Consider the following 25,408-nt stretch of genomic DNA (forward strand, 5'->3'; position numbering starts at 1 on the left):
ACGGCCGGTTTCGCACCGGGCGTTGGCGCGGCGCGCCCCTCGTTCGCGCAGGCCGGCGTGTCATCCTGGCGCGATGACACCTGTCAGCGATCACGCTTCCCTGGCCGAGCGGGTGGCCGAACTCCTGGCCGCGGGCGGCCCGTTGCCCATCGTCGCGGCCGGGCACCCGGTACTGCGCCACCCGGCCGAGCCCTACGAAGGCCAGCTCGGGCCCGACCTGTTCGCCCGCTTCACGCAGGCGCTGCGCGACACCATGCACGCGGCGCCCGGCGTCGGCCTCGCCGCGCCGCAGGTCGGGGTGGGACTGCGGATCGCCGTGATCGAGGACCCGGCTCCGGTGCCGGAGGAGATCGCGGTGGCCCGGGGCCGGGTGCCGCTGCCGTTCCGGGTACTGGTCAACCCCTCGTACGAGCCGGAGGGCACCGAGGGCGCGTCCTTCTTCGAGGGGTGCCTGAGCGTGCCCGGCTGGCAGGCCGTGGTGACCCGGCACGCGCGGGTGCGGCTGCGCGGTCAGGACGAGCTGGGCCGGGAGCTGGACGAGGTGGTCGCCGGGTGGCCCGCCCGGATCGTGCAGCACGAGACGGACCACCTGGACGGCACCCTGTACCTCGACCGCGCCGAACTCCGCTCGCTGTCGACCAACGAGGCCGTGGCGGCCCGCTGGGCACAGCCGTCACCGGAGGCGGCGGCCGAGGCGCTGGGCTTCGAACTCCCTCAGAAGGGGACTCAGTTGTCCCGGTAAGCCTCCAGCAGCCGCAGCCACACCTCGCTGAGCGTCGGGAACGGCGGCACCACGTGCCACAGCCGGTCCAGGGGCACCCGCCCGGCGACGGCGACGGTCGCCGAGTGGACGAGCTCACCCACACCCGGCCCGACGAAGGTGACCCCGCGCAGGATCTCCTCGTCCAGGTCGACGACCATGCGGGCCCGCCCCTTGTAGCCGTCCCCGTACAGGCTCGCCCCCGCGACCGAGCCGAAGTCGACGTCGACCGCGCGGACCCGGTGCCCGGCCTGCTCGGCCTCCGCGAGGGACATCCCCACGGCGGCGGCCTCGGGGTCGGTGAAGACGACCTGGGGTACGGCGTAGTGGTCGGCGGTGGCCGCGTGGGCGCCCCACGGGGCGTCGTCCAGCGGGGTGTCGGAGGCGCGGGCGGCGATGGCGGCGCCCGCGATCCGGGCCTGGTACTTGCCCTGGTGGGTGAGGAGCGCCCGGTGGTTGACGTCGCCGACCGCGTACAGCCAGTCGGTGCCGGGGACCTGGAGGGTGTCGTCCACTTCCAGCCAGGAGCCGGGTTCGAGGCCGACCGTGTCGAGGCCGATGTCGTCGCTCTGCGGGGCGCGGCCGGTGGCGAACAGGATCTCGTCGGCCTCGATGCGCTCGCCGGTGCCGGTGACGGCCACAACGGTGCCGTTCTCGCGGGCGACGGACTCGACGGAAGTGCCGGTGCGCACGTCCACGCCCGCCTCGGTGAGCGACCGGGCGACCAGTTCCCCGGCGAACGGTTCCATGCGGCTGAGCAGGCCCTTGCCCCGGACCAGCAGGGTCACGTGCGAGCCGAGCGCCTGCCAGGCGGTGGCCATCTCGGTGGCGACGACCCCGCCGCCGACCACGATCAGCCGGTCGGGCACCGCCTGCGCGCTATTCGCCTCCCGGCTGGTCCAGGGCCGTACTTCGTCGAGTCCGGGCAGGTCGGGGAGCTGGGCGCGGGTGCCGGTGGCGACGACGACCGCCTGCCGTGCGGTGAGGGTGGTGACCGTGCCGTCCTCGGCGGTGACCGTGACCGTGCGGGGTCCGGCGAGGCGGCCGTGGCCCCGGTAGAGGGCGACCCCGGCACCGTCCAGCCACGCGGCCTGGCCGTCGTCCTTCCAGTGCGAGGCGAAGTCGTTCCGGCGGGCGAGCACCGCCTCGGCGTCGAGGGGGCCCTGGTTCGCGGGGGCGAGACCGGGCAGGCGGCGGGCGTCGGCCTGGGCGATGACCGGCCTGAGCAGCGCCTTGCTGGGCATGCAGGCCCAGTACGAGCACTCACCGCCCACCAGTTCGCTCTCCACGATCGCCGTGCTGAGCCCGGCCGCGTGGGTCCGGTCGGCGGCGTTCTCCCCCACGGGCCCGGCCCCGAGCACCACGACGTCGTACGCGATGGTTTCCGTTTCCGTCATGCGGCCAGTGTGGTGGGTGGGCGGCGTGGGGGCCACACACGTGGGTGGGGCGCGGGAATGCCGAAAGGTTTCCTTGAGGGGAAGCTGTAGAGGACCGAAGTAGGGAAGACGGGGCGGGACAGCCCGGAATAGGCACCGTGGCGGGCATGTTTCCGCCGGTGGCACAACCTCCACACCAGGAAGAGGGACCACACCATGACCAGCACCGTGGAGCTGACCAAGGAGAACTTCGACCAGACGGTGGCGGAGAACAAGTTCGTCCTCATCGACTTCTGGGCGGACTGGTGCGGGCCGTGCAAGCAGTTCGCGCCGGTGTACGAGAAGGCCGCCGAGGCCAACCCGGACCTGGTGTTCGCCAAGGTCGACACCGAGGCCCAGCCGGAGCTGGCGCAGGCGTTCGGCATCCAGTCGATCCCGACGCTGATGATCGTCCGCGACCAGGTGGCGATCTTCGCCCAGCCGGGCGCGCTGCCCGAGCCCGCGCTGACGGACGTCATCGACCAGGCCCGGAAGCTGGACATGGACGAGGTCCGCAAGGACATCGCGGCCCAGGAGGGTCAGGGGCAGCAGCCGGGCGAGTGAGTCAGCTCGACGCCCGGTGGACGACGGTGGCGTCCAGCACGGTACGGACCTCGGGTTCGGCTCCTGGCCGGCGTACGGCGTGGTCGACGAATCCGGCGAGGTCGCGGCCGGAGGGCAGTTCGATGCGGACGGTGCTGAGCCGGGGGCGCAACAGCCGCCCGAGCATGAGGTCGTCGGCGCCGATCAGGGCCACGTCCTCCGGAACGCGCACCCCGGCGTCCTGGAGGGCGCGCATCAGCAGCATCGCGTACTCGTCGTTGTAGGCGAACACGGCGTCGAGGTTCGACTCGGCCCAACGGGCGGCCAGTTCACCGGCCGCCCGTTCCGTGTACGCGAGGGGCAGCGCGGTCACGGTGGCGTCGGTGCCGGCGAGGGCGCGGCGGACGCCCGCGAGGCGGGGGCGGGAGAAGACCTCCAGGCCGGGTTCCTCGGGCAGGATCACGCCGATCCGGCGGCGGCCGCGGGCGTGCAGGTGGGTGGCGGCGCGGTGGCCGACGACGGTGTGGTCCATCAGCAGGGCGTGCGCGCCCTCGACGCGCGCGGGGCCGAGGGTCACCACGGCGCGGGCCCCGGCCCGCTTGAGCACCGCGACGCCGTGCGGGCCGAGTCCCGAGCCGGGGGCCAGCACGGCGACGGGGCGTAACTCGGCCCAGGCGCGGGCGGATTCGTCGCTCTGGCCGACGGCGCCGTGCTGGACGACGGTGTAGTCGAGCCGTCCGAGAGCAGCCTGGAGTTCACCGAGGAAGCGGCTGTGGAGGGGGCCCACCGGGACGGTGGGGGCGGGCATCAGGACCATACGGCTGTGTCCGGCGCGCAGGGCGCGGGCGGCGGCGTGCGGCACGTACCCGAGTTCACGGGCGGCGGCGTGGACGCGACGGCGCGTGGGCTCGCTGATCCGTACGGCGTCGGTGTCGTTGAGGACGTAGGACACGGTCGCGCGCGAGACGCCGGCCAGGCGGGCCACGTCGGCGCTCGTGGGCGTGTTCGGTATCTGCACCATGACAGGGCGCATCTTGGCAGAGGCGGCGGGGGCCGGTCCGGGCGGGGCGAGGTCGTACAGGACTGGACGAAAGCGGCCTGGAGTTTGCGCCGTCCGACGAACATGTTCGCCACGAACTTGTTCGGAGCGAACATGTTCGTTACCGTCCTGCCATGACACCACCCCCCGGCTCCCGTCGGGAGCGACCCGCCAAGCCCGCCCTCACCCGGGAGGGCATCGTGGCCGCCGCGGTGGCGATCATGCGCGCCGAGGGGCTGCGCAAGGTCACCATGCGGCGACTGGCACAGGAGCTCGACACCGGCCCCGCCTCGCTCTACGTCTACGTCCGCAACACCGACGAACTGCACGCGGCCGTCCTGGACGAACTGCTCGGCAGCCTCCCACCCGTCCCCTCCGAGGGGACCTGGCGGCAGCGCCTGGAGCAGGTGCTCACGTCCTGTACGGCGATGCTGCTGGCCCATCCCGAGCTGGCGCGCTCCGCGCTGACCGCGCGGCCGAGCGGACCGCACTACCTGAACCTGATCGAGACCCTGCTCGGCCTGCTCGCCGAGGGCGGGGTGCCGCGCGACCGCGCGGCCTGGGGCGTCGACCTGCTGCTCCAGCACGCCACCGCGACCGCCGCCGAGCACGCCGGTGAGGAGCCGGCGGACGACTGGCGCAACCTCGTCGGCGTCCTGCGCGAGGTGCCCGGGCGGACCCACCCGCACATCGCGGGCAGCGCCCACGTGCTGCTCTCGGGCACGCCCGAGAACCGGCTTTCGTGGGCCTTCCAGACCCTGATCAACGGCATCGAGCGGACCGCCGTACCCGACTGAGCCCCCAGGAGGCTTCCATGACCGGCACCACCTCAGCCCCGCTCCCGCACCACCGGATAGCCGTCGTCGGCGCCGGACTCGGCGGGCTCACGCTCGCGCGGGTGCTGCACGCGCACGGCGTCGAGGCGGCGGTGTTCGACCTCGACCCCTCGCCGCGGGCCCGCACGCAGGGCGGGATGCTAGACATCCACGACGACACCGGCCAGGAGGCCCTGCGCGCGGCCGGGCTGCACGAGGCGTTCCTCGCGCGGGTCCACGCGGGCGGCCAGGCCGTCCGCGTCCTCGACCGGCACGCGGAGGCGCACTGGTCGCACGCGGACGACGGCAGGGGCGGCCGCCCCGAGATCGACCGGGGCGAACTGCGCGCGCTGCTGCTGGAGTCGCTGCCCGAGGGCGTGATCCGGTGGGGCGCGAAGGTGACCGGGGCGCGTGCGCTGGGCGGTGGGCGGCACGAGGTGACGCTCGCGGACGGCGGCGCCTTCACCACGGACCTGCTCGTGGGCGCGGACGGCGCCTGGTCGCGGGTGCGGCCGCTGGTGTCGGACGCGGTGCCCGCCTACACCGGGGTCTCGTTCGTCGAGGCCGACCTGTCGGCGGCCGACACCCGGCATCCGGTGAGCGCGGAGGTGGTCGGCGGCGGGATGCTGTTCGCGCTCGGCGCCGGGCGCGGGTTCCTCGCCCACCGGGAGCCGGACGGCAGCCTCCACGTGTACGCCGCTGTGGAGGCCCCGGAGGACTGGCTCGACGGCATCGACTTCACCGACGCCGAGGGGGCGGCGGACGCGGTGCTCAAGGAGTTCGACGGCTGGCACGAGAACCTGCGGGCCCTGGTCGCGGACGCGGACGCCCCGCTGGTGCCGCGCCGCATCCACGCCCTCCCGGCCGGCCATCACTGGCCCCGCACACCGGGCGTCACGCTGCTCGGCGACGCGGCCCATCTGATGTCACCGTTCGCCGGAGAGGGCGCCAACCTGGCCCTGTTCGACGCCGCCGAACTGGCCCTCGCCCTCCTCGCCCACCCCGCCGACACCGAGGCGGCGCTCACGGCCTACGAGGAGCGGATGTTCACCCGTGCCGGGCGGTCGGCCACGGACTCGGCGCTCATGGGCGGGGTGCTGTTCCGGGCGGACGCTCCGCAGCGGCTGTCGGCGATGTTCGCGGGGCATCAGCCCTGGGCCCGGTAGCCGTGATCCGGTCCACCAGGTCCAGCCAGCCCGCTTCGAGGCGGCTCATCGGCATGCCGCACTGGCGGTGCAGGTGGTGGATCAGGGCGGGGTCCAGGTAGTTCAGGAGGGTCAGGGCCGACAGCTCGCAGTCGGCCTCCGGGAGCAACTGGCGCAGCAGGACCGTGAGATGGGTGCGCAGGGCCTGGACCGAGGGGTGGGCGTAGCGGCGGGTGGGCTCCGGGAGGGCGGCGATCTGCAGGTCCAGTTGCTCGGCGGAGCGGTGCAGGACGGCCGTACCGAAGGCGCGGAGGCGGTCCAGCGGGGGTGCGCCGGGGCCCAGCGGGGGCGGGCCGCCGAGGAAGTCGGCCTGGAGACTGCGGGAGGAGTGGTCCAGCAGGGCGGTGAGCAGTCCGGTGCGGTCGCCGAAGCGGCGGAAGACGGTGCCCTTGCCGACCTTGGCCGCCGTGGCGACGGCCTCCATGGTCACCCCGGCCACGCCGTGCTCGGCGATCAGCCGGGTGGCCGCCTCCAGCAGCCGGGCCCGGTTGCGGGCGGCGTCGGCGCGCAGGCACGGCTCGTCAGGGCCGGTGCCGACCTCCAGCAGCAGGGGCGTGTCGAGGGGCTCCTGAGGCTGCGGGCAGGGCGGCAGAGCGCTGGACATGAAGACAGCGTAAAGCATGGGGAACAAAACTGGACCCCGGTCCGGTTAAGGTGGTAGAAAATTAAACGGACCCCGGTCCGGATCGTTTCCAGCGTGTTTCACCACCCCTTGGAGTACCCCCATGTCCGTTCGCATCCTCGCGCTCGTCGGCAGCCTCCGCGCCGGTTCGCACAACCGCCAGCTCGCCGAGGCGGCCGCCAAGCTCGCCCCCGAGGGCGCCGAGGTCGTGCTCTACGAGGGCCTGGCCGACGTTCCGTTCTACAACGAGGACATCGACGTCGAGGGCCAGGTCCCGGCCGCCGCCGCCGAGCTGCGCGCCGCCGCCCAGGCCGCCGACGCCTTCCTGGTCTTCTCCCCCGAGTACAACGGCACGATGCCGGCCGTGCTGAAGAACGCCATCGACTGGCTGTCCCGCCCGTACGGCGCCGGCGCCTTCGGCGGCAAGCCGGTCGCCGTCATCGGCACCGCGTTCGGCCAGTACGGCGGCGTGTGGGCGCAGGACGACACCCGCAAGGCCGTGGGCATCGCCGGCGGCAAGGTGATCGAGGACATCAAGCTCTCCATCCCCGGCTCCGTGACCCGCTTCGCCGAGACCCACCCGGCGGACGACACCGAGGTCGCCGCGCAGCTCACCGAGGTCGTCACCCGCCTCCACGGCACCGTCGGCGACGTCATCGCCGCCTGACCGCGACACGCCTTCAGGGGGCCGGAGTCCACTGGACTCCGGCCCCCTGCGCGTGCGGCGGGACCTACTTCGCGAACGCGTCCACGCCCGTCAGGCCGGCCGACAGCGCCCACAGCCTGGCCGCCTGCTCGGGGTCGGTCGCCCAGTCCTTGACCCCGCCCCAGGACCCGTCCTCGGGCGCGGGCTCGGCCACGTCGCAGTCCTCCAGGTACAGCCCGCCCAGGCCGTCGAGCCGGGGCGAGGTGGCGGCCCAGACCTGGGTGGCCGCGCCCTGCTCCGGGGTCTTGAAGCCCGCGGGGTTCAGCGGGTTGCCCTGCTCGTCGATCCAGCCGCGCTCGACCATCTCCTCCTTGGGAAGGTGGCGCTGGAGCGGGGTCATGATGCCGCCGGGATGGAGCGAGAAGGCGCGGACACCGGCGTCCCGGCCCAGCTCGTCGAGGTGGAGGGCGAACAGGGCGTTGGCCGTCTTGGCCTGGCCGTACGCCTGCCACTTGTCGTAGCCCTCGGTCCACTGGACGTCGTCCCAGCGGATGGGCGAGAGGTGGTGGCCGCGCGAGGACACCGAGACGACACGGGCGCCGTCACCTGCCGCGAGCGCCGGCCAGAGCCGGTTGACGAGGGCGAAGTGGCCGAGGTGGTTGGTGGCGAACTGCGTCTCCCAGCCGGGTCCGACGCGGGTCTCCGGGCAGGCCATGATCCCGGCGTTGTCGATCAGGAAGTCGATGGTGCGGCCCGACGCCAGGAACCGTTCGGCGAAGGCGCGCACGCTGTCCAGGTCGCCGAGGTCCAGCTCGTCCACCTCGACGTTCTCCAGCCCGGCCAGCGCCTCCCGGGCCGCGTCGGGACGCCGGGCCGGGACGACGACATGGGCGCCGGCCTTGGTCAGCGCACGCGTGGTCTCCAGACCGAGACCCGAGTAGCCCCCGGTGACGACGGCCAGCCTGCCCGTGAGGTCGATGCCCGCGAGGACCTCGTCGGCGGTGCTGTCCGCGCCGAAACCCGAACCGATCTTGTGCTGTGCAGGAGTGCTCATACCCGGAACGCTACGAATTCGAGTGCTCTCGAAGTCAAGCGGAGCGCCGGAGCGCGCCGGAGTCCTGCGCCCCGGCGCCCGCGCCCCGATGCTGGAAGGGCGCCGGGAGAGGCGCGGGGAAGTGAATCGCCCGCGAGCGAGGGAAGGGGCACGATCATGACCATGGACCCGCCTCCGTTCGACCCGGAACTCGCCGCCGCTCTGGAACCGCTCAAGGACGTGATGGAGCCGGGACTGACCCCGGACGGGATCGAGGCGGCCCGGCGGGACGCGGAGATGGAGGTGTTCGGCTCGCTGGACCTCACCATGGACGGCGCCTTCGAGGTCGAGGACCGCGAGGTGCCGGGCCCGCCGGATGCCCCGGACGTGTCCCTGTACATCTGCCGCCCCGCCTCCGCCCCGCCCGGTGCCGCGCTGCCGGTGATCTACTACGTGCACGGTGGCGGGATGATCCTCGGCACCAACCGCGCGGGCGTGGACACGCCCCTCGCCCTCGCCCTGGACCTCGGTGGCGCGGTGGTCGTCTCCGTGAAGTACCGGCTCGCCCCCGAGCACCCGCATCCGGCGCCGGCGGAGGACGTGTACGCCGGGCTGCTGTGGACGGCGGAACACGCCGAGGAGCTCGGCGGCGACCCGGAGCGGATCGTCCTCGCGGGCGCCAGTGCGGGCGGCGGTCTGGCCGCCGCGCTCGCCCTGATGCTGCGGGACCGCCAAGGGCCGCCCGTGATCGGCCAGTTGTTGATGTACCCGATGCTGGACGACCGCAACGACACTCCTTCCAGTCACCAGATGGCGGGCATCGGCGTCTGGGACCGCACCGCCAACGAGACCGGCTGGAACGCGCTGCTGGGCGAGCGCCGGGGCGGCCCGGACGTCTCCCCGTACGCCGCCCCGGCACGCGCGACCGATCTGTCCGGGCTGCCCCCGGCCTTTCTCGACGTCGGCTCGGCGGAGACCTTCCGCGACGAGGTGGTGGAGTACGCGTCCAGGATCTGGCGGTGCGGCGGGGTGGCCGAACTCCACGTCTGGCCGGGCGGGTTCCACGGCTTCGACGCGTTCGCTCCACAGGCGGCCCTGTCGAAGGCGGCCCGTGCGGCACAACTGGGCTGGCTGAGGCGGCTGCTGTCCGACTGAACCGATCAAACCCCGAGGTCCGAAAGCCCGTTGGCCGCCATTAGGGTGCACGGCGTGAGCACGTACAGCGAAGAGAACGTCCCCGGCCGCTTCGGCCCCCACGCCACCACCGAGGCCGACCCGCGCCAGGTCGGCCAGGTGCGTACCGAGTACACCCCCGAGCACGACGGCGACCCCGATCCGGGCGAGATCGTCTGGACGTGGGTGCCGTTCGAGGAGAACGACGGCCGGGGCAAGGACCGCCCGGTGCTGGTCGTCGCCAGGGAGGCGGCCGGAACCTTCCTCGCCGTCCAGTTGTCCAGCAAGCGGCACGACGGCGACCGGGAGTGGGTGGCGATAGGCCAGGGCCCCTGGGACCGCACCGGCCGCGACTCCTGGGTGTCCGTGGACCGCGTGCTGCGGCTTCACGACGACGGCATGCGCCGGGAGGCGTGCGCGCTGGACCGGATGCGCTTCAACCTGGTGCGGCAGCGGCTCTACGAGCGCTACGGCTGGACCTGATCGCAGGAGGCCCGCCCCGGCCGGGGCGGGCCTTCCGCACGACCTCCGGGACACGCCCCTCGGTCACCCGGTCGGAGCAGAGCCTCCGAGACCGCCCCGAGCCCTCCCCGCCCCCTCTGATCTGCCCGGACTCCCACCGCCCGCCGCTCTCCCCGCCGTGCCCGCACGCGCACCTGGGGTAATGCTGGTGGGGTGCCGCGATGGCGCCCGGAACCGGTCACCCCGGTCCGGGAGGAAACGCGCGAGGAGACGCAGATGAACGGTCCCGGACGTCCCATTGGGCGCTCTTGTGCGATGCGGTGCGAGGGTCTTGGGTGGAACGCGTCTTCGCCCGGCGCACCCGAGGCCGGGCTCCGTCGGCACGGTGGAATCCCAGGAGAATCCCGACATGTCTGACGCAACGAGCGGTGACTGTACGGAGCACCACTGTACGAGGCACGACTGCACCCGGCACCGCGCCGCGGTCACCGAGGCCGAGGTCGACGCCCTGATCCGGGGCATCTGCTTCAAGACCGGCCCTCCCCGCACCCTCGGGGTGGAGGTGGAGTGGCTGGTCCGAGACCCGGAACGGCCGTGGCTCCCCGTACCGCCCGAACGGCTCGAAGCGGCCCACGCGGCCGTGCGCACCCTCCCCCTGGACTCGCCGGTCACCGTCGAGCCCGGCGGCCAACTGGAGCTCAGCTCCCTGCCGGCCGCCTCCCTGACGGAGTGCGTCACCTCCGTCTCCGCCGACCTGGCCGCCGTCCGTGAGGTGCTCGCCGGGGACGGCCTGGCCCTCGTCGGAGTGGGCCACGATCCCTGGCAGGAGCCCCGCCGCTTCCTGCGCGAACCCCGCTACGACGCCATGGAGGCGTGCCTGGACCGCACCGGCCGGGCCGGCCGGCACATGATGTGCGCGTCGGCGTCGGTGCAGGTCTGCGTGGACGCCGGGTACGAGGAACCGGGCCCGCTCGGGTACGAGCGGCGCTGGTGGCTGGCGCACCAACTGGGCGCGGTCCTGGTGGCCGCGTTCGCCAACTCCCCGCTGACCGGGCGGCGGCCCACGGGCTGGCGCTCCACCCGGCAACTGCACTGGATGGAGATCGGTCCCGGCCGGGCCGGCGCTCCCCCGACGGACGGCGAACCGCGGGCCGACTGGGCCCGGCACGTGCTGGACTCCCCCGTGATGTGCGTCCGCCGCGACGAGGGCCCCTGGGACGTGCCGGAGGCGCTGACCTTCCGCGAGTGGACCCGCGCGCGGACCCCGCGCCCGCCCACCCGGGCGGATCTCGACTACCACCTGACCACGCTGTTCCCGCCGGTCCGGCCGCGCGGTCATCTGGAGCTGCGGATGATCGACGCGCAGCCCGGTGACGACGGGTGGATCGTGCCGCTCGCGGTGACGGCGGCCCTCTTCGACGACCCGGAGGCCGCCGAGGCCGCGCACCGGGCGGTGAAGCCGCTGACGGAACGCACGCTGGACCGGCCCGCCCCGCACAACCCGCTGTGGTCGGACGCGGCCCGGCTCGGCCTCGCCGATCCGGGACTGCGGGAGGCCGCCATCGCCTGCTTCACGGCGGCACTCGCGGCGCTGCCCCGGCTCGGTGCCACGCCCGAGGTGTCGGACACGGTGGCGGGGTACCTGGACCGTTACGTCCTGCGGGGCCGCTGCCCGGCCGACGACCTGCTGGCCGGCGCCACGGACCCGCGCGCCCACGCGAGGAAGGACATCCGCACATGACCGCCCAGGAGAGCGGGACGGCGGCGGCCGGCACCGAGACGCTGCGCGAGCGGCTGCTCGCCTCGCTGGTCACCGCCCGCGCCCGCACCACGCTGCTGACAAGCTGTGTGGAGGAGCCGGACCTCACCGCACAGCACTCCCCGCTGATGTCGCCCCTGGTGTGGGACCTCGCGCACATCGGCAACCAGGAGGAGCTGTGGCTGCTGCGGAACGTCGGCGGCCGGGAGCCGATGCGGCCCGAGATCGACGGGCTGTACGACGCCTTCGAGCACCCGCGCTCCGAGCGCCCCTCGCTGCCGCTGCTGCCGCCCGAGGAGGCGCGTAGATACGCGGCCGAGGTGCGCGGGCGGGCACTGGACCTGCTGGAGGGCGCGGACTTCGAGGGCACCCGGCTCACCGAGGCCGGGTTCGCCTTCGGGATGATCGCCCAGCACGAACAGCAGCACGACGAGACGATGCTGATCACCCATCAGCTCCGCACGGGCCCGACCGCGCTGACCGCCCCCGACCACCGGCCGGCGCCCCCGTACACGGGTCCGGCCGAAGTCCTGGTCCCCGGCGGCCCCTTCACCATGGGCACCTCCACCGAGCCCTGGGCACTGGACAACGAACGCCCGGCGCACGTACGGGAGGTGGCGCCGTACTGGATCGACACGGTGCCGGTGTCGAACGCGGCCTACCAGGCGTTCATCGCGGACGGCGGCTACGACACCGAGCGCTGGTGGACCCCGGAGGGCTGGGCGCATGTACGGCGCAACTCCCTGACGGCACCGCTGTACTGGCACCGGGAGGGGGACCAGTGGCTGCGGCGCCGTTTCGGTGTCACGGAGGCGGTGCCGCCCGAGGAGCCGGTGCTGCACGTGTGCTGGTACGAGGCGGACGCCTACGCCCGCTGGGCCGGGCGCAGGCTGCCCACCGAGGCTGAGTGGGAGAAGGCGGCCCGGTACGATCCGGCCACCGGCCGCTCCGCCCGCTATCCGTGGGGCGACGCCGAGCCGGGCCCGGAGCACGCCAACCTGGGCCAGCGGCACCTCTCCCCCGCTCCTGTCGGCAGCTACCCGGCCGGTGGATCGCCGCTCGGGGTGCGGCAGTTGATCGGGGACGTGTGGGAGTGGACGTCGAGCGACCTCGCGCCGTATCCGGGGTTCGCCGCCTTCCCGTACCGGGAGTACTCGGAGGTGTTCTTCGGGCCGGAGTACAAGGTGCTGCGCGGCGGTTCGTTCGCGGTGGACGCGGTGGCCTGCCGGGGGACGTTCCGCAACTGGGACTACCCGATCCGGCGGCAGATCTTCTCCGGGTTCCGCACCGCCCGCTCGGAGTCCGCCTGATGTGCCGCCACCTGGCCTATCTGGGCCCCGGCCTGCCGCTCAAGCACCTTCTGCTGGACCCGCCGCACAGCCTGTACCGGCAGTCCTGGGCGCCGAGGCGGCAGCGGAACGGGACGGTCAACGCGGACGGCTTCGGGGTGGGCTGGTACGCGGGCGACGACCCGGTGCCGGCCCGCTACCGGCGCGCGGGGCCGATCTGGGCGGACCAGTCGCTGCTGGACCTGGCCCGCGTGGTGCGCTCGGGCGCGGTGCTGGCGGCCGTGCGGGACGCCACCCTGACGGGTGCCGACGCGGAAGCCGCGGCGGCTCCGTTCGCCTCCGGGCGGTGGCTGTTCAGCCACAACGGGGCGGTCGCCGGCTGGCCCGACTCGGCCGCCCCGCTGGTCTCCCTGCTGCCCCCGGTCGACGTGCTGTCGCTCCAGGCGCGCACCGACTCGGCATTCGTCTGGGCCCTGGTCCTGCACCGGCTGCGGTCGGGCGAGGCGCCCGGCCGGGCCCTCGCCGAGACGGTGCGCCTGCTGGCCGAGGCCGCCCCCGCCTCCCGTCTCAATCTCCTGCTGACCGACGGCGCCACCATCACCGCGACGGCCTGGGGCGACAGCCTCTGGTACCGGGCGGAACCGGGACGCGCCGTGATCGTCGCCTCCGAGCCGTACGACGACGAACCGCTGTGGCGGGAGGTCCCCGACCGCACCGTGGTCACCGCGAGCCGTGCCGAGGTGCGGCTCGATCCCGTCGAGGACCTCGTGTCCGTGCCACCGAAGGAGCCCTGCACGTGAGCCTGCACGTCACCCGCACCCTCCCCGAGGACGCCACCGACGCCGCGCTGCGCGCCGACGTCCTCGACGGCCTGAGCGCCGACCCCAAGACCCTGCCGCCCAAGTGGTTCTACGACGCACGCGGCAGCGAGCTGTTCGAGCGGATCACGGAGCTGCCGGAGTACTACCCGACCCGCGCCGAGCGGGAGATCCTTGAGAACCGCTCCGGCGAGATCGCCGCCGCCGGCGGCGCCCGCACCCTGATCGAGCTGGGATCGGGCTCCTCGCGCAAGACCCGCCATCTGATCGACGCGCATGACTCGCTGGAGGCGTACATCCCCGTCGACGTCAGCGAGAGCGCGCTGGTGCAGGCCGGGCAGGCCCTCACCGCGGAGCGGCCGGGGCTCACGGTGCACGCGCTGATCGCCGACTTCACCGCGCCGATGACGCTGCCGGAGACGCCCGGTCCCCGGCTGGTCGCCTTCCTCGGCGGCACGATCGGCAACCTGCTGCCCGCCGAGCGGTCCGGCTTCCTGGCCACCGTGCGCTCCCTGCTCGCGCCGGGCGACGCGCTGCTGCTGGGCACGGACCTGGTCAAGGACGAGGCGGTGCTGGTCAGGGCGTACGACGACGCGTCCGGGGTGACGGCCGCGTTCAACAAGAACGTGCTCAGCGTGGTCGACCGCGAGCTGGGCGCCGACTTCGACCCGGACGCCTTCGACCATGTGGCCCGCTGGGACCCCGAGCGGGAGTGGATCGAGATGCGGCTGCGCTCGCGCACCGCGCAGACGGTGAAGGTGCCCGCGCTGGGCCTGGTCGTGGACTTCGCCGCCGGCGAGGAACTGCGCACCGAGGTGTCGGCGAAGTTCCGCCGGGAGGGCGTCGCCGCCGAACTGGACAAGGCGGGGCTGGAGTTGACCCACTGGTGGACCGACTCCGAGGACCGCTTCGCGCTCTCGCTCAGCGTGGCGCGCTGAGCGGACCGGCGGTCCGGGTTGCCGTGTCCCCGCCCGGCGGGCGATGTCTCGCGCGCCGGGCGGGGATGCGGCACGGTGGATTACGGCGCGACAAACCGGCCCTTTCGGGACAGCCGGGCGCCGCCACCCTGCCGTACGGCGAAGAGGAGCACCCGCCCATGTCGAACCACACCTACCGGGTCAGCGAGATCGTCGGCACCTCCAACGACGGTGTCGACCAGGCCATCCGCAACGCCATCGGCCGTGCCGACCAGACCCTGCGCAATCTGGACTGGTTCGAGGTCACGCAGGTCCGGGGGCAGATCGAGAACGGGCGGATCGAGAAGTACCAGGTGTGCCTGAAGGTGGGCTTCCGCCTGGAAGACGTCTGACCGGCTCAGGTCCGGCCGTCCCGCTCCTGGGCCTCCTCCAGCGCTGCCGAGGGGTCGGCCCAGCGGGCCCGCACGACGGCGAACCCGGCCCGCTCGGCCGCGTCGCAGACCAGCTCGTCGTCGTCCACGACGACCAGCACCTCGCGGCGGCCGGCGAGCCGGCGCAGGATCTCCAGCTTGGTGGTCCGGGCGGGCCTGCGGTCGTGATTGGGCCGCATGTGCAGCTCGCCGTCGGGCAGTTGGTGCGCGGCGAGCCAGTCGAGGGTGTCCCGGCGGCACCGCTCGGGCCGTCCGGTCAGGTACACCACGTCACAGGTGCGAGCGGCGGTACGGGCCATCGTCACGCCCTCGGTGAGCGGCGGGTCGAAGGGCGCGGCGGCGAAGAAGCCGTCCCAGTCGCGCGGGCGGCTCTCCAGGAAATGCTGCCGGTGCGCGGTCCCCGCGAGGGTGTTGTCGAGGTCGAAGACGGCCACCGGGCGCTTGCTGCTCTGTGCCACAGGCCCACTGTAGGGCCCTCGGCACGGGCGCCGGGCGTTCAAGATGCGAAGCCGGGCCGGGCCGGTGACCCTGGGAAGGGAAGCCTCAAGCGACGAGGAGGGCTGCCATGTCCTTTATGGACAAGATCAAGGGAATGCTCAAGGGCCACGAAGACATGGCCGACAAGGGCGTCGACAGGGGTGGCGACTACCTCGACCAGCGGACCGGCAACAAGCACCAGTCCCAGGTCGACACCGCACAGGACAAGCTGAGGGACCAGTTCGGCTCCCAGCAGCACCGCGACAACCCGCCGCACACCTGACCCCGCGGAGTCACCCCACGCAGAACTCCCATGATCCGACAGGCCCGCGCGTGTACGCGCGGGCCTGTCGGGCGGGTACAGCAGACGGGGCCGGGGATGAGCACCACTCCCGGCCCCGCCCGTCCGCCCCCTTTGGCGAACGTCTGCTGTCGGCTACCGCTTGCCCGCCTTACGGGTGGCGCGCAGCCATTCCTTGTTCATGCCGGTGATGGAGAAGAGCGGGATGCCCTTGGGGCAGGCCGTGGCGCATTCGCCGGCCAGGGTGCAGCCGCCGAAGCCCTCCGCGTCCATCTGGGCCACCATGTCCAGCACGCGGGTCTCCCGCTCGGGTCCGCCCTGCGGGAGGACGTTGAGGTGGCTGACCTTGGCGGCGGTGAAGAGCATCGCCGCGCCGTTGGGACAGGCGGCCACACAGGCACCGCAGCCGATGCACTCCGCGTTCTCGAAGGCGAAGTCGGCGTCGGGCTTCGGCACCGGTGTCGAGTGGGCCTCCGGGGCGGCGCCCGTGGGCGCGGTGACATAGCCGCCGGCCTGGATGATCCGGTCGAAGGCGGAGCGGTCCACCACCAGGTCCTTGACGACCGGGAAGGCGGCGGCCCGCCAGGGCTCGACGTCGATGGTGTCGCCGTCCGCGAAGGACCGCATGTGGAGCTGGCAGGTGGTGGTGCGCTCGGGGCCGTGGGCGTCGCCGTTGATGACGAGGCTGCACGCGCCGCAGATCCCCTCGCGGCAGTCGTGGTCGAAGGCGACCGGGTCCTCACCTTCGAGGATCAGCCGTTCGTTGAGCACGTCCAGCATCTCCAGGAAGGACATGTCGGGCGAGATGCCGTCCACCTCGTAGGTGGACATGGCACCGTCGGTGTCGGCGTTCCGCTGACGCCAGACGCGCAGGGTGAGCCTCATGCGTAGCTCCGCTGGGTGGGATGGACGTACTCGAAGACCAGGTCTTCCTTGTGCAGGACGGGGGCCTCGCCGGTGGCGGTGAACTCCCAGGCGGCCGCGTAGGAGAACTCGTCGTCCCGGCGGGCCGCCTCGCCGTCCGGGGTCTGGGACTCCTCGCGGAAGTGACCGCCGCAGGACTCGGCGCGGTGCAGGGCGTCGAGGCACATCAGCTCGGCCAGTTCGAGGTAGTCGACGATGCGATTCGCCTTCTCCAGCGACTGGTTGAACTCGGCTCCGGTGCCGGGCACCTTGATGCGGCGCCAGAACTCCTCGCGGATGCGGGGGATTTCGGTGAGCGCCTTGCGCAGGCCCTCCTCGCTGCGGGCCATGCCGCAGAACTCCCACATCACTTCGCCGAGTTCACGGTGGAAGGAGTCGGGGGTGCGGTCGCCGTCGACGGCGAGGAGGAGGTTGACGCGGTCCTCGGTCTCGGCCAGCACCTCCTGGACCTCGGGGTGTTCGTCGGTCAGCGGCTCCTGGTGGGGGTGGCGGGCCAGGTAGTCGTTGAGGGTGGCGGGCAGCACGAAGTAGCCGTCGGCCAGGCCCTGCATCAGCGCGGAGGCGCCGAGCCGGTTGGCGCCGTGGTCGGAGAAGTTGGCCTCACCGATGGCGAAGAGACCGGGGACGGTGGTCTGGAGGTCGTAGTCGACCCAGAGACCGCCCATCGTGTAGTGCACGGCGGGGTAGATCCGCATCGGGACCTCGTACGGGTCCTCGTCGGTGATCCGCTGGTACATGTCGAAGAGGTTGCCGTACTTCGCCTCGACCGCCTTGCGGCCCATGCGGGCGATGGCGTCGGCGAAGTCCAGGTAGACCCCCTGGCCGCCGGGTCCGACACCGCGCCCCTCGTCGCAGACGTTCTTGGCGGCGCGGGAGGCGATGTCGCGCGGGACCAGGTTGCCGAAGGAGGGGTAGATCCGCTCCAGGTAGTAGTCCCGCTCGTCCTCGGGGATCTCCTTCGGCGGCCGGGTGTCGCCCTCCGCCCTGGGCACCCAGATGCGGCCGTCGTTGCGCAGCGACTCGCTCATCAGCGTCAGCTTGGACTGGTGGTCGCCGGTGCGCGGGATGCAGGTGGGGTGGATCTGGGTGAAGCAGGGGTTGGCGAACAGCGCGCCGCGCCGGTGCGCCCGCCAGATCGCGGTCGCGTTGGAGTTCATGGCGTTGGTCGACAGGTAGAAGACGTTGCCGTAGCCGCCGCTCGCCAGGACGACGGCGTCCGCGAAGTAGGTGTCGATCTTCCCGGTGATCAGGTCGCGGGCGACGATGCCGCGCGCCCGGCCGTCGACCACGATCAGGTCGAGCATCTCGGTGCGCGGGTGCATCTCCACGTTCCCGGCGGCGATCTGCCGGGACAGCGCCTGGTAGGCGCCGAGCAGCAGTTGCTGGCCCGTCTGGCCGCGGGCGTAGAAGGTGCGCTGGACCTGGACGCCGCCGAAGGAGCGGGTGTCGAGCAGCCCGCCGTACTCGCGGGCGAAGGGCACGCCCTGGGCCACGCACTGGTCGATGATCTCGACCGAGACCTGTGCGAGCCGGTGCACGTTGGACTCGCGGGCGCGGAAGTCGCCGCCCTTGACGGTGTCGTAGAAGAGCCGGTGCACCGAGTCGCCGTCGTTGCGGTAGTTCTTCGCCGCGTTGATGCCGCCCTGGGCCGCGATGGAGTGGGCGCGGCGCGGGGAGTCCTGGTAGCAGAACTGGACGACGTGGTAGCCCTGTTCGGCGAGCGTGGCGCCCGCCGAGCCGCCCGCGAGGCCGGTGCCCACGACGATGACGGTGTGCTTGCGCCGGTTGGCCGGGTTGACCAGCCTGGCCTCGAAGCGCCGGGTGTCCCAGCGCTCCTGGACCGGGCCGGAGGGGGCCTTGGTGTCGGCGACCGGGTCGCCGGTCGCGTAGTCGGTGTAGGTCATGGTCAGCTCACCACTCCGGTCATGACGCCCACGGGGACGGCGATGAAACCGGCCGTGAGCAGCAGCGCGAGGACGTTGGCAGCGGTCTTCAGCACCCGGCCGCGGGCGCGGCTGCCGGCGCCGAGGGTCTGGGCGGCGCTCCAGAAGCCGTGCCGGATGTGCAGGCCGAGGGCGAGCATCGCCACGATGTAGATGACATTGCCGTACCAGGTGGAGAAGGTGTCCACCACGTTCTGGTAGGGGTGGCCCTCCTGGAAGCCGCCGGAGTGCACGGTGCCGGTGGTCAGGTCCAGGATGTGCCAGACGATGAAGAGGCCGAGGATGATCCCGCCCCAGCGCATGGTCCGGGTGGCGTAGCTCGTACGCGCCTTCTTGTGCACGTACTTGCTGGGCCGGGCCTTGATGTCGCGGCGGCTGAGCTGGTACGCGGCGGTGGCGTGGGCGACCACGGCGACGACCAGGACGACCCGGATCAGCCAGAGCGTCCACTCGTAGTGCATGAACGGCTCGCCGACCGTGCGCAGCCAGTGGGCGTAGCTGTTGAACTCGCCGGCCCCGAAGTAGATCTTCAGGTTCCCGATCATGTGCGCGACCAGGTACAGCAGCATCACGATGCCGCTGACGGCCATCACGGTCTTCTTGCCGACGGAGCTGTCCCAGATCGAGCGCGCCATCGACGGCCGTCGGTCCGTCCGCGTTGCCAGAGCCATGGACAGGACGCTACGACTGTGCCGCCGATCGGTCCAAGACATGGTTCGGCTGGTTTCCATAGGCTCTCGCTATCCTGGAGGCGTGCAGTTCCAGCAGCTCCAGTACTTCGTGGCCGTGGCCGAGGCCCGGCACTTCACCCGCGCCGCCGAGCGGGTGCATGTCGCGCAGCCGTCGCTCTCCCAGCAGATCCGGGCACTCGAGCGGGAGCTGGGCGCGGATCTGTTCGTCCGGGCACGGGGCAACATCGCGTTGACCGACGCGGGCGAGGCGCTGCTGCCGCTGGCCCGGCGCATCCTCGCGGACGCGGACACCGCCCGTCAGGAGGTGCAGGAGCTGGTGCAGCTCCGGCGCGGGCGGGTGCGGCTCGGTGCGACGCCCAGCCTCTGCACGGGGCTGCTGCCGGACGTGCTGCGGGCCTTCCACGACCGGTATCCGGGCATCCAGTTGCTGGTCCAGGAGAGCGGTTCGCGTGATCTGGTCCGCGAGCTGGGCCGGGGCGCGCTCGACCTCGCCCTGATCGTGCTGCCCCTGCCGGCCCCCGCGCCCGCGCTGACCACGGTGGAGCTGCTGCACGAGGACCTGGTCGTGGTGTCCTCCCCGGAGGCGCCGGCCCCTGGCGGAGGGCGGCGTGCCGTGGAGATAGCCGACCTCGAGAACGAGCGCCTGGTGATGTTCCGGTACGGCTACGACCTGCGGGAGCTGACAGTCGCGGCATGTCGCTCCGCTGGGTTCGAGCCCGAGTTCGCTGTCGAGGGGGGTGAGATGGACGCGGTTCTCGGGTTCGTGCGGGCTGGGCTCGGGGTTGCTGTCGTGCCCCGGATGGTGGCGACCCGGGCTGGGCGGGGGCTCCGGGTCACCCCGCTGGCCCGGCCGGGCCTGTCCCGGACCATCGCCCTGGCCCACCGGAGCGATGTGGCTCCGCCTCGGGGGGCTCGGGAGTTGCAGAGGATGCTGTTGGAGCGGTAGCGCCTGCTCGTCCGCCTTGTGCTGTGGTTTTGCGGGTGCGGGTGCGTTGTGGCTGGTCGCGCGCAGTTCCCCGTGCCCCTGACGGGGCGCAGCCTGCTTCGCGGCTGCACCCCCGGCTTCTCCCTACGTCGTCGCGTCCGCCAAGGCCAGGGTGTGGAGGTTCTCCGGGGGGCCCGGCCTCGCGTAGTACCAGCCCTGGGCCGTGTCGCAGCCGAGGAGGCGGAGCTGTTCCGCCTGGGCGCTCGTCTCCACGCCCTCCACCGTCACCGCCAGGTCCAGGCTGTGGGCCAGGGAGACGATGCCCTCCACGATCTTGAGGTCGACCGGGTCGGCCGGGAACTGCTGCATGCCCTGGGTGAAGGAGCGGTCCAGCTTGAGGACGCTGACCGGGAGGCGGCGGAGGTTGGCCAGGTTGGAGTAGCCGGTGCCGAAGTCGTCCAGGGCTATGTCGACGCCCATCTCGGCGAGGCGCCGCAGAGGCTTGAGGAGGCCGTCGTCGGCGCCGATCAGCGCGGACTCGGTGACCTCCAGGCACAGCGCGTCCGGGGCGACCCCCGCGCGCTCCAGGATGTCGACGGTGTCCTGCACCAGGCCGGGGTGGGTGAGCTGGCACGGCGAGAGATTGACGTTGATCCGCAGCGGGTCCCCCGCCTTGTCGCCCTGCTTCTCCCGCCAGGCACGGGCCTGCCGGATCGATTCCTCAAGCACCCACCGGCCCAGCGGGACGATCAGCCCGGTGTGCTCGGCGAGCGGGATGAAGCGGTCTGGGCCGAGCACCCCGTGCTGCGGGTGCAGCCAGCGGACCAGGGCCTCCGCGCCGCTCACCGTGCCGTCGCCGAGGTGGACCAGCGGCTGGTACTCGATGAAGAACTCGCCGCGCTCCAGCGCGCTGGGCAAGGCCGTGGTGAGACCGTGCCGGGTGATGGCGCGGGCGTCCGCCTCCGGGTCGGCCAGCTCGGCCCGGTTGCCGCCCGCCGACTTGGCGCGGTACATCGTGATGTCGGCGCTGCGCAGCACCTCCGCGGCCGTACGCTCCCCCGCCGGGCCCTCCACGATGCCGAGGCTGCCGCGCACCAGGAGGTCGCGGCCGTCGATGCCGACCGGGGTGAGCAGCGCGTTCGTGATGCGTTCGGCCAGTTCCTCCACCCCGCGCTCGGTGTCGCGGCCGGTGGTGAGGGCCACGAACTCGTCGCCGCCGAGGCGGGCCACCATCTCGCCCGACGCGGTGGTGCAGGACTGCAGCCGGTCGGCGACCTCCACCAGGAGCCGGTCGCCCGCGGCGTGGCCGAGGCTGTCGTTGATGGCCTTGAAGCCGTCCAGGTCGAGGTAGCACAGGCCGAAGCGCTGGCCCTTGCCCGCCGCGAGGGCCTTCTCCAGGCGCTCGAAGAACAGGGTGCGGTTGGGCAGTCCGGTCAGGGCGTCGTGGGTGGCCTCGTAGCGCAGCCGGAGATGGAGCAGGCGGCGCTCGGTGGTGTCCTCCATCAGGGCCAACTGGTACTGCGGGGTGCCGTCGGCGTCGCGGAGCAGGGAGACCGTGAGGTTGGTCCACAGGGCGGTGCCGTCGGGGCGGTTGAACGCCTTCTCGACGTGATAGTGATCGCGTTCGCCGCGTACGAGTTCCTCGTAGAGCCGCCAGGTCTGGGGCGCGTCCTCGGGGTGCGTCCAGTCCCGGACCCGGCGGCCGCGCATGGTGGTCTCGGAGACGCCGAACATGCGCAGCAGGGCCCCGTTGACCTCGAGGACGTTGCCGTCGAGGTCGGCGATGCCGATGCCGATCGCCGCGCCCTCGAACACCGCCCGGAAGCGGGCCTCGCTGGCGTGCAGGGCCTCCGCGACCACGCCCTGGGCACGCAGCGCGGCCTGGGCGATGGCCTCCTGCTCGGCCAGGGTGCGCTCGCGCAGCGCCTGGGCGTATCCGGCGGCCATCGAGTGCTGCAACCGGGAGGACCGCATGCGGAGTTGGTCCTGCGGGCTGTCGTCACCGCAGTACAGGACCAGATAGGCGTCGACGCAGTCCAGTGTGCGGGCGAGCACCTCGGGGTCGGTGCCGTGCGCGTCGACCAGCGCGGCGCCGACCGCCTTGGCCTCCCCGGCGTCGAAGCTGTGGGCCCTGAGGGCGCGGCTGAGACGGTGGGCGAGGGGGAGCAGCCGCTCCTCGAACTCGGCGCGGGTGAGCGACGTGGAGGTGACGGGGTAGACGGCCCGGCTCCATATCGTCGTCAGCCGCCGCACTCTGCCCTCGGGACCGTCCGGCTCCGCGCTCACGCCGTACGTCCCACGCCGGCGAACCCGGAGAACGCGAAGCCGTCCTCGTCCTCCGGTGCCGCCTCCGGCCGCCACTGCGGCGGATGGACCAGTCCGGGTTCGACCAGCTCGAAGCCGTCGAAGAAGCGGGCGATCTCCTCGCGCGAGCGCATGACCAGCGGGTTGCGGATGTCCCGGTACACGTCCACCGCGCCCTCGGCGCGCTCCTCGGGCAGCGGGATGCCCTCGAAGGAGGCGTGGGTGAGGATCAGCAGGCTGCCCGGCGCGAGCGCGGTCCGCAGCTCCGCCACCGCGCGGTGGGGGTCGTCGGCGTCCTCCAGGAAGTGCAGGACGGCCACGAGCAGCAGGGCCACCGGCCGGTCGAGGTCGATCAGCCGGGCCGCCTCGGGGCTGGTGAGGATCTCCTGCGGCTTGCGCAGATCGGCGGCGACGACGCCCGCGTCCGCGTTGCCCGCGAGCACCGCCTGGCTGTGCGCGACGGCCACGGGGTCGTGGTCGACGTAGACGACGCGGGCGCCGGGCCGGGCGGCCTGGGCTATCTCGTGGACGTTGCCGAAGGTGGGGATGCCGGAGCCGATGTCGAGGAACTGGTCGATGCCCTGCTCGGCGGCGAAGCGCACGGCCCGGCGCAGGAACGCCCGGTTGGCCTGCATGATCCTCGGCAGGCCGGGGAGGAACTCCATCGCCTTGCGGGCCGCTTCCCGGTCGACCTCGAAGTTGTGCGAACCGCCCAGGTAGTAGTCGTACATGCGCGAGACGCTCGGCACCGAGATGTCGATGCTCCGGGGGGCCCAGGCGGGGCGCTCCATGTATCACTCCAGGCGTAGGCGACGGGGACGGGCGAGCCGGTGTTCGAGCTGAGGCTACTGATCGCCCGCCAAACGGGCGACCGGAAACGGAAATTGACCATCCGTTCCCGGTCACCGCCTGCGGGAAGTGTCCGTCCGACCCCGCTGGGTGACCGCCCGCGCGCATGGGACAGGGCCCGCCCCCTCCGCGTGAACGGACGGTACGGGCCCTCGCTTCGGCGGTGATCCCTACTCGGCGGGCGCGCCGATCGGCTTGCCCTCCGGCGAGACGGCGTACCAAGTGCCGCCCACGCCCTGGCCGTTGGTGTCACCGGGAGCCTTGTCACCGGAGAAGGTGTAGATCGGCCAGCAGTTCACCGACATCTGCTTGACACCGTCGGGACGGGTGAAGGGCATCAGGCCCTTCTTCTTCACGCCCTGGGTGTCGTCGGCGCTCACCGGCGCGACCGCGGGCCACTTCTCCAGGCAGGCCCCGACGCAGTTGGAGACGGACTTGGGCCACGCCTTGTCCTTGAGGAAGCGGTAGACCGTGCGGCCGTTCTTGTCGACGACGATGTCACCGAGCTTGGGGTCCTTGCGGACGGAGAGACCGGGCAGCGAAGTCAGCGACGCCTTCTTGCCGTTGGGGGCGAGCGCGAACCACTTGCCGCCCACACCCTGGCCGTTGACGTCGCCGGAGTTGAGGTCCTTGGCGTAGCGGTAGGCGGGCCAGCCACCGATGGTGAGCTGCTTGGTGCCGTCGGGGCGGGTGACCTCGCCGAGCATGGCCTTGTCGATGCCGGCGCCGGCGTTGGCGTCGTCGGCCGGGACCGGGGGCCAGGTGGTGGCGCAGTCGCCCGCGCAGTTGGTCTTCGGCGGCTCGGCCGTGTCCTTGTCGAAGCGGTACAGGGTGAGGCCGGACCCGTCGGTGAGCACGTTGCCCAACTGGGGGTTGGTGGCCACGGTCAGCTTGCCCGCGGGGGCGGCGGGGGTCGGGGAGGCACTGCTCTGGGCGCCGTCGGCCCCGTAGCCGTTGCCCGAGCCGAGTCCGGTGCCGATGCCCGCGGCGCTGGCCGACGCTCCCACGTTCTGGGCCGCCGACGCCGGGGGCGTGACGTTGTCCTGACCGCACGCCGTCGTCAGCGCCAGCACCGAAGCGGCTGTGGCCACCAGTGCGGCGGTCCGCCAGGAGGTCTTCATCCTCAACTCCCCATTTTCGCCAGTTTGTTGCGGCGTCCACTGAGTCGCCGCACGGCCATGGGTACGGGGCGCGGGGGGCGGAGCGTTCAACGGGCGGGGAAATTCTTTCGGCGGGATCCCGACGGGGTGCGAGCGAGGGGTGGCTGTCCGTACGTGCGTACCCATCGGTGCGGCGGGGCCGTTCGGCACGTCAAACCGGTAAGGCCGTGTTGTCCCTCCTTCGGACCAATCCGCGCCCTGTTCGGCGCGGAGGCGTCGCGCTGCCCTCATGATCTCGCTCGTGCAAGGTCCCCAAGCAACCCGATGCGCGGTCGCCGGCAGGGCGTTGGCGCTGCTCGTGGTGGTGTGGAGCGTGGTCGGCTGCCCGGTCGGCTCGGCGTCGGCCGACGCCTGCGCCTACGCCTCCACGGGCCCGGACGGCACCGTGGCCGTGGCGGTGGCCGGAGGCCACCATCCGTGCCCGCCGCCGCCCCCACCGCCCTGCCCGCCGACTCCGACGCCCACTCCGACTCCGACTCCGCCACCTCCGCCTCCGCCGACCCCGACACCCACACCGACCCCGACGCCGACCCCGGCTCCTCCGCCCCCTCCGCCGCCGAAGCCCCAGCCGCGTCCGACGCCGCCGCCCGAGCCGAAGCCGCCCGTCCGGCCCACGCCGCCCCCACCGGCACCGAAGCCGACTCCACCCCCGCCACCACCGCCCGCTCCGGCCCCCGAACCCGCGCCCCCGCGGCCGGTACCGAAGCCGACTCCCCCGCCGAAGCCCACACCCCGGCCCACCGTGACCCCGGTCAGCTACCCGGCGTACCACGCCCGTCCCGTCCGGCACACGGCTCCCTCCCACACCTCGCCGGTCCGCTACGTCCTGCTCGTCACCATCCCCGCGATCGTCGCCGTCGCGGCGCTGCGCCCGCGGTGACGCGGCCGCACCCACCCCTGGAGGTA

26 protein-coding genes are annotated in these 25,408 nt (G+C 72.7%); 15 read left to right on the forward strand and 11 right to left on the reverse strand.

The features are described 5' to 3' along the window. The first annotated feature begins 73 nt into the window (after positions 1-73). The gene (locus HEK131_RS17820) at positions 74-742 is read left to right on the forward strand and encodes a peptide deformylase (RefSeq protein WP_217462111.1); all 669 of its coding nucleotides are present in this window, start codon (positions 74-76) and stop codon (positions 740-742) included. Here the strand turns inward: HEK131_RS17820 and HEK131_RS17825 are convergent. After that, complete coding sequence (locus tag HEK131_RS17825) at positions 727-2,157, reverse strand: dihydrolipoyl dehydrogenase family protein (RefSeq protein WP_244336117.1); 1,431 nt, start codon at positions 2,155-2,157, stop codon at positions 727-729. The genes HEK131_RS17820 and HEK131_RS17825 overlap by 16 nt on opposite strands. 195 nt (positions 2,158-2,352) lie before the next feature. Here HEK131_RS17825 and trxA point away from each other — a divergent pair, with 195 nt between their 5' ends. After that, positions 2,353-2,739: a thioredoxin gene (gene trxA, locus HEK131_RS17830; RefSeq protein WP_244336118.1), complete on the forward strand. Its 387-nt coding sequence runs from the start codon at positions 2,353-2,355 to the stop codon at positions 2,737-2,739. Position 2,740: 1 nt separating this feature from the next. Here trxA and HEK131_RS17835 read toward each other — a convergent pair whose 3' ends face one another. Then, complete coding sequence (locus HEK131_RS17835) at positions 2,741-3,739, reverse strand: LacI family DNA-binding transcriptional regulator (protein ID WP_244336119.1); 999 nt, start codon at positions 3,737-3,739, stop codon at positions 2,741-2,743. Between the two features lie 152 nt (positions 3,740-3,891). Here HEK131_RS17835 and HEK131_RS17840 point away from each other — a divergent pair, with 152 nt between their 5' ends. Beyond that, entirely contained in the window at positions 3,892-4,554 is a 663-nt protein-coding gene (locus HEK131_RS17840; protein WP_244336120.1) for a TetR/AcrR family transcriptional regulator, read from the forward strand. Positions 4,555-4,571: 17 nt separating this feature from the next. Further along, on the forward strand, positions 4,572-5,738 hold the full coding sequence (locus tag HEK131_RS17845; RefSeq protein WP_244336121.1) for an FAD-dependent oxidoreductase: 1,167 nt from the start codon (positions 4,572-4,574) through the stop codon (positions 5,736-5,738). Here HEK131_RS17845 and HEK131_RS17850 read toward each other — a convergent pair. Beyond that, positions 5,656-6,399 carry a TetR/AcrR family transcriptional regulator gene (locus HEK131_RS17850; RefSeq protein WP_244336122.1) on the reverse strand — a complete coding sequence of 248 codons (744 nt, stop codon included), beginning with the start codon at positions 6,397-6,399 and terminating at the stop codon, positions 5,656-5,658. The genes HEK131_RS17845 and HEK131_RS17850 overlap by 83 nt on opposite strands. Positions 6,400-6,502: 103 nt before the next feature. On the opposite strand from HEK131_RS17850, the gene HEK131_RS17855 reads away from it, so the two are divergent. Then, positions 6,503-7,066, forward strand: coding sequence for an NAD(P)H-dependent oxidoreductase (locus HEK131_RS17855; RefSeq protein WP_217462118.1), 564 nt, complete (start codon positions 6,503-6,505; stop codon positions 7,064-7,066). 64 nt (positions 7,067-7,130) lie between these two features. On the opposite strand, the gene HEK131_RS17860 is transcribed toward HEK131_RS17855, so the two are convergent. After that, a complete protein-coding gene (locus HEK131_RS17860) occupies positions 7,131-8,099 on the reverse strand; it encodes an SDR family NAD(P)-dependent oxidoreductase (RefSeq protein ID WP_217462119.1) in 969 nt (322 codons plus the stop codon). 156 nt (positions 8,100-8,255) lie between these two features. Between HEK131_RS17860 and HEK131_RS17865 the strand changes: the two genes are divergently transcribed. The 7 genes from HEK131_RS17865 to HEK131_RS17895 all read left to right on the forward strand — a co-directional run bounded on the left by HEK131_RS17865 (position 8,256) and on the right by HEK131_RS17895 (position 14,888). Next, positions 8,256-9,233 carry an alpha/beta hydrolase gene (locus HEK131_RS17865; protein ID WP_244336123.1) on the forward strand — a complete coding sequence of 326 codons (978 nt, stop codon included), beginning with the start codon at positions 8,256-8,258 and terminating at the stop codon, positions 9,231-9,233. A gap of 54 nt (positions 9,234-9,287) precedes the next feature. After that, positions 9,288-9,734 (forward strand): type II toxin-antitoxin system PemK/MazF family toxin, encoded by a 447-nt coding sequence (locus HEK131_RS17870; RefSeq protein WP_161147566.1) that lies wholly within the window; start codon positions 9,288-9,290, stop codon positions 9,732-9,734. A gap of 388 nt (positions 9,735-10,122) precedes the next feature. Continuing rightward, a complete protein-coding gene (egtA, locus tag HEK131_RS17875; protein ID WP_244336124.1) occupies positions 10,123-11,454 on the forward strand; it encodes an ergothioneine biosynthesis glutamate--cysteine ligase EgtA in 1,332 nt (443 codons plus the stop codon). After that, positions 11,451-12,782: an ergothioneine biosynthesis protein EgtB gene (gene egtB, locus HEK131_RS17880; protein WP_244336125.1), complete on the forward strand. Its 1,332-nt coding sequence runs from the start codon at positions 11,451-11,453 to the stop codon at positions 12,780-12,782. Before egtA ends, egtB begins: the two co-directional genes overlap by 4 nt. Then, a complete protein-coding gene (egtC, locus tag HEK131_RS17885) occupies positions 12,782-13,561 on the forward strand; it encodes an ergothioneine biosynthesis protein EgtC (RefSeq protein ID WP_244336126.1) in 780 nt (259 codons plus the stop codon). The genes egtB and egtC overlap by 1 nt, the downstream gene beginning before the upstream one ends. Beyond that, a complete protein-coding gene (gene egtD, locus HEK131_RS17890) occupies positions 13,558-14,517 on the forward strand; it encodes an L-histidine N(alpha)-methyltransferase (protein WP_244336127.1) in 960 nt (319 codons plus the stop codon). Before egtC ends, egtD begins: the two co-directional genes overlap by 4 nt. Before the next feature lie 158 nt (positions 14,518-14,675). Further along, on the forward strand, positions 14,676-14,888 hold the full coding sequence (locus HEK131_RS17895) for a dodecin (RefSeq protein WP_030817079.1): 213 nt from the start codon (positions 14,676-14,678) through the stop codon (positions 14,886-14,888). Positions 14,889-14,893: 5 nt separating this feature from the next. Here HEK131_RS17895 and HEK131_RS17900 read toward each other — a convergent pair whose 3' ends face one another. Beyond that, a complete protein-coding gene (locus HEK131_RS17900; RefSeq protein ID WP_244336128.1) occupies positions 14,894-15,385 on the reverse strand; it encodes an LNS2 domain-containing protein in 492 nt (163 codons plus the stop codon). A 107-nt stretch (positions 15,386-15,492) separates the two neighbouring features. Between HEK131_RS17900 and HEK131_RS17905 the strand changes: the two genes are divergently transcribed. After that, the gene (locus tag HEK131_RS17905; protein ID WP_161147559.1) at positions 15,493-15,687 is read left to right on the forward strand and encodes an antitoxin; all 195 of its coding nucleotides are present in this window, start codon (positions 15,493-15,495) and stop codon (positions 15,685-15,687) included. Positions 15,688-15,840: 153 nt separating this feature from the next. On the opposite strand, the gene HEK131_RS17910 is transcribed toward HEK131_RS17905, so the two are convergent. The 3 genes from HEK131_RS17910 to HEK131_RS17920 are packed head-to-tail and all read right to left on the reverse strand — an operon-like array spanning position 15,841 to position 19,207. Beyond that, positions 15,841-16,590 carry a succinate dehydrogenase/fumarate reductase iron-sulfur subunit gene (locus HEK131_RS17910; RefSeq protein ID WP_217462127.1) on the reverse strand — a complete coding sequence of 250 codons (750 nt, stop codon included), beginning with the start codon at positions 16,588-16,590 and terminating at the stop codon, positions 15,841-15,843. Further along, entirely contained in the window at positions 16,587-18,533 is a 1,947-nt protein-coding gene (locus HEK131_RS17915; RefSeq protein ID WP_244336129.1) for a fumarate reductase/succinate dehydrogenase flavoprotein subunit, read from the reverse strand. Before HEK131_RS17915 ends, HEK131_RS17910 begins: the two co-directional genes overlap by 4 nt. Positions 18,534-18,535: 2 nt before the next feature. Beyond that, complete coding sequence (locus HEK131_RS17920; RefSeq protein WP_244452056.1) at positions 18,536-19,207, reverse strand: succinate dehydrogenase; 672 nt, start codon at positions 19,205-19,207, stop codon at positions 18,536-18,538. Between the two features lie 118 nt (positions 19,208-19,325). Here HEK131_RS17920 and HEK131_RS17925 point away from each other — a divergent pair, with 118 nt between their 5' ends. Beyond that, positions 19,326-20,210 carry a LysR family transcriptional regulator gene (locus tag HEK131_RS17925; protein WP_217462129.1) on the forward strand — a complete coding sequence of 295 codons (885 nt, stop codon included), beginning with the start codon at positions 19,326-19,328 and terminating at the stop codon, positions 20,208-20,210. A gap of 123 nt (positions 20,211-20,333) precedes the next feature. Here the strand turns inward: HEK131_RS17925 and HEK131_RS17930 are convergent, their stop codons facing one another. The 3 genes from HEK131_RS17930 to HEK131_RS17940 all read right to left on the reverse strand — a co-directional run bounded on the left by HEK131_RS17930 (position 20,334) and on the right by HEK131_RS17940 (position 24,463). Then, a complete protein-coding gene (locus HEK131_RS17930) occupies positions 20,334-22,475 on the reverse strand; it encodes a putative bifunctional diguanylate cyclase/phosphodiesterase (RefSeq protein WP_244336130.1) in 2,142 nt (713 codons plus the stop codon). Continuing rightward, positions 22,472-23,284 carry an SAM-dependent methyltransferase gene (locus HEK131_RS17935; RefSeq protein WP_244336131.1) on the reverse strand — a complete coding sequence of 271 codons (813 nt, stop codon included), beginning with the start codon at positions 23,282-23,284 and terminating at the stop codon, positions 22,472-22,474. The genes HEK131_RS17930 and HEK131_RS17935 overlap by 4 nt, the downstream gene beginning before the upstream one ends. Positions 23,285-23,512: 228 nt before the next feature. Beyond that, positions 23,513-24,463 carry an SCO0930 family lipoprotein gene (locus HEK131_RS17940; RefSeq protein ID WP_217462132.1) on the reverse strand — a complete coding sequence of 317 codons (951 nt, stop codon included), beginning with the start codon at positions 24,461-24,463 and terminating at the stop codon, positions 23,513-23,515. A gap of 781 nt (positions 24,464-25,244) precedes the next feature. On the opposite strand from HEK131_RS17940, the gene HEK131_RS17945 reads away from it, so the two are divergent. Beyond that, on the forward strand, positions 25,245-25,382 hold the full coding sequence (locus tag HEK131_RS17945) for a hypothetical protein (protein WP_217464503.1): 138 nt from the start codon (positions 25,245-25,247) through the stop codon (positions 25,380-25,382). The last annotated feature ends 26 nt before the right edge of the window (positions 25,383-25,408 follow it).

It is taken from the genome of Streptomyces seoulensis, assembly GCF_022846655.1.
GTDB lineage: Bacteria > Actinomycetota > Actinomycetes > Streptomycetales > Streptomycetaceae > Streptomyces.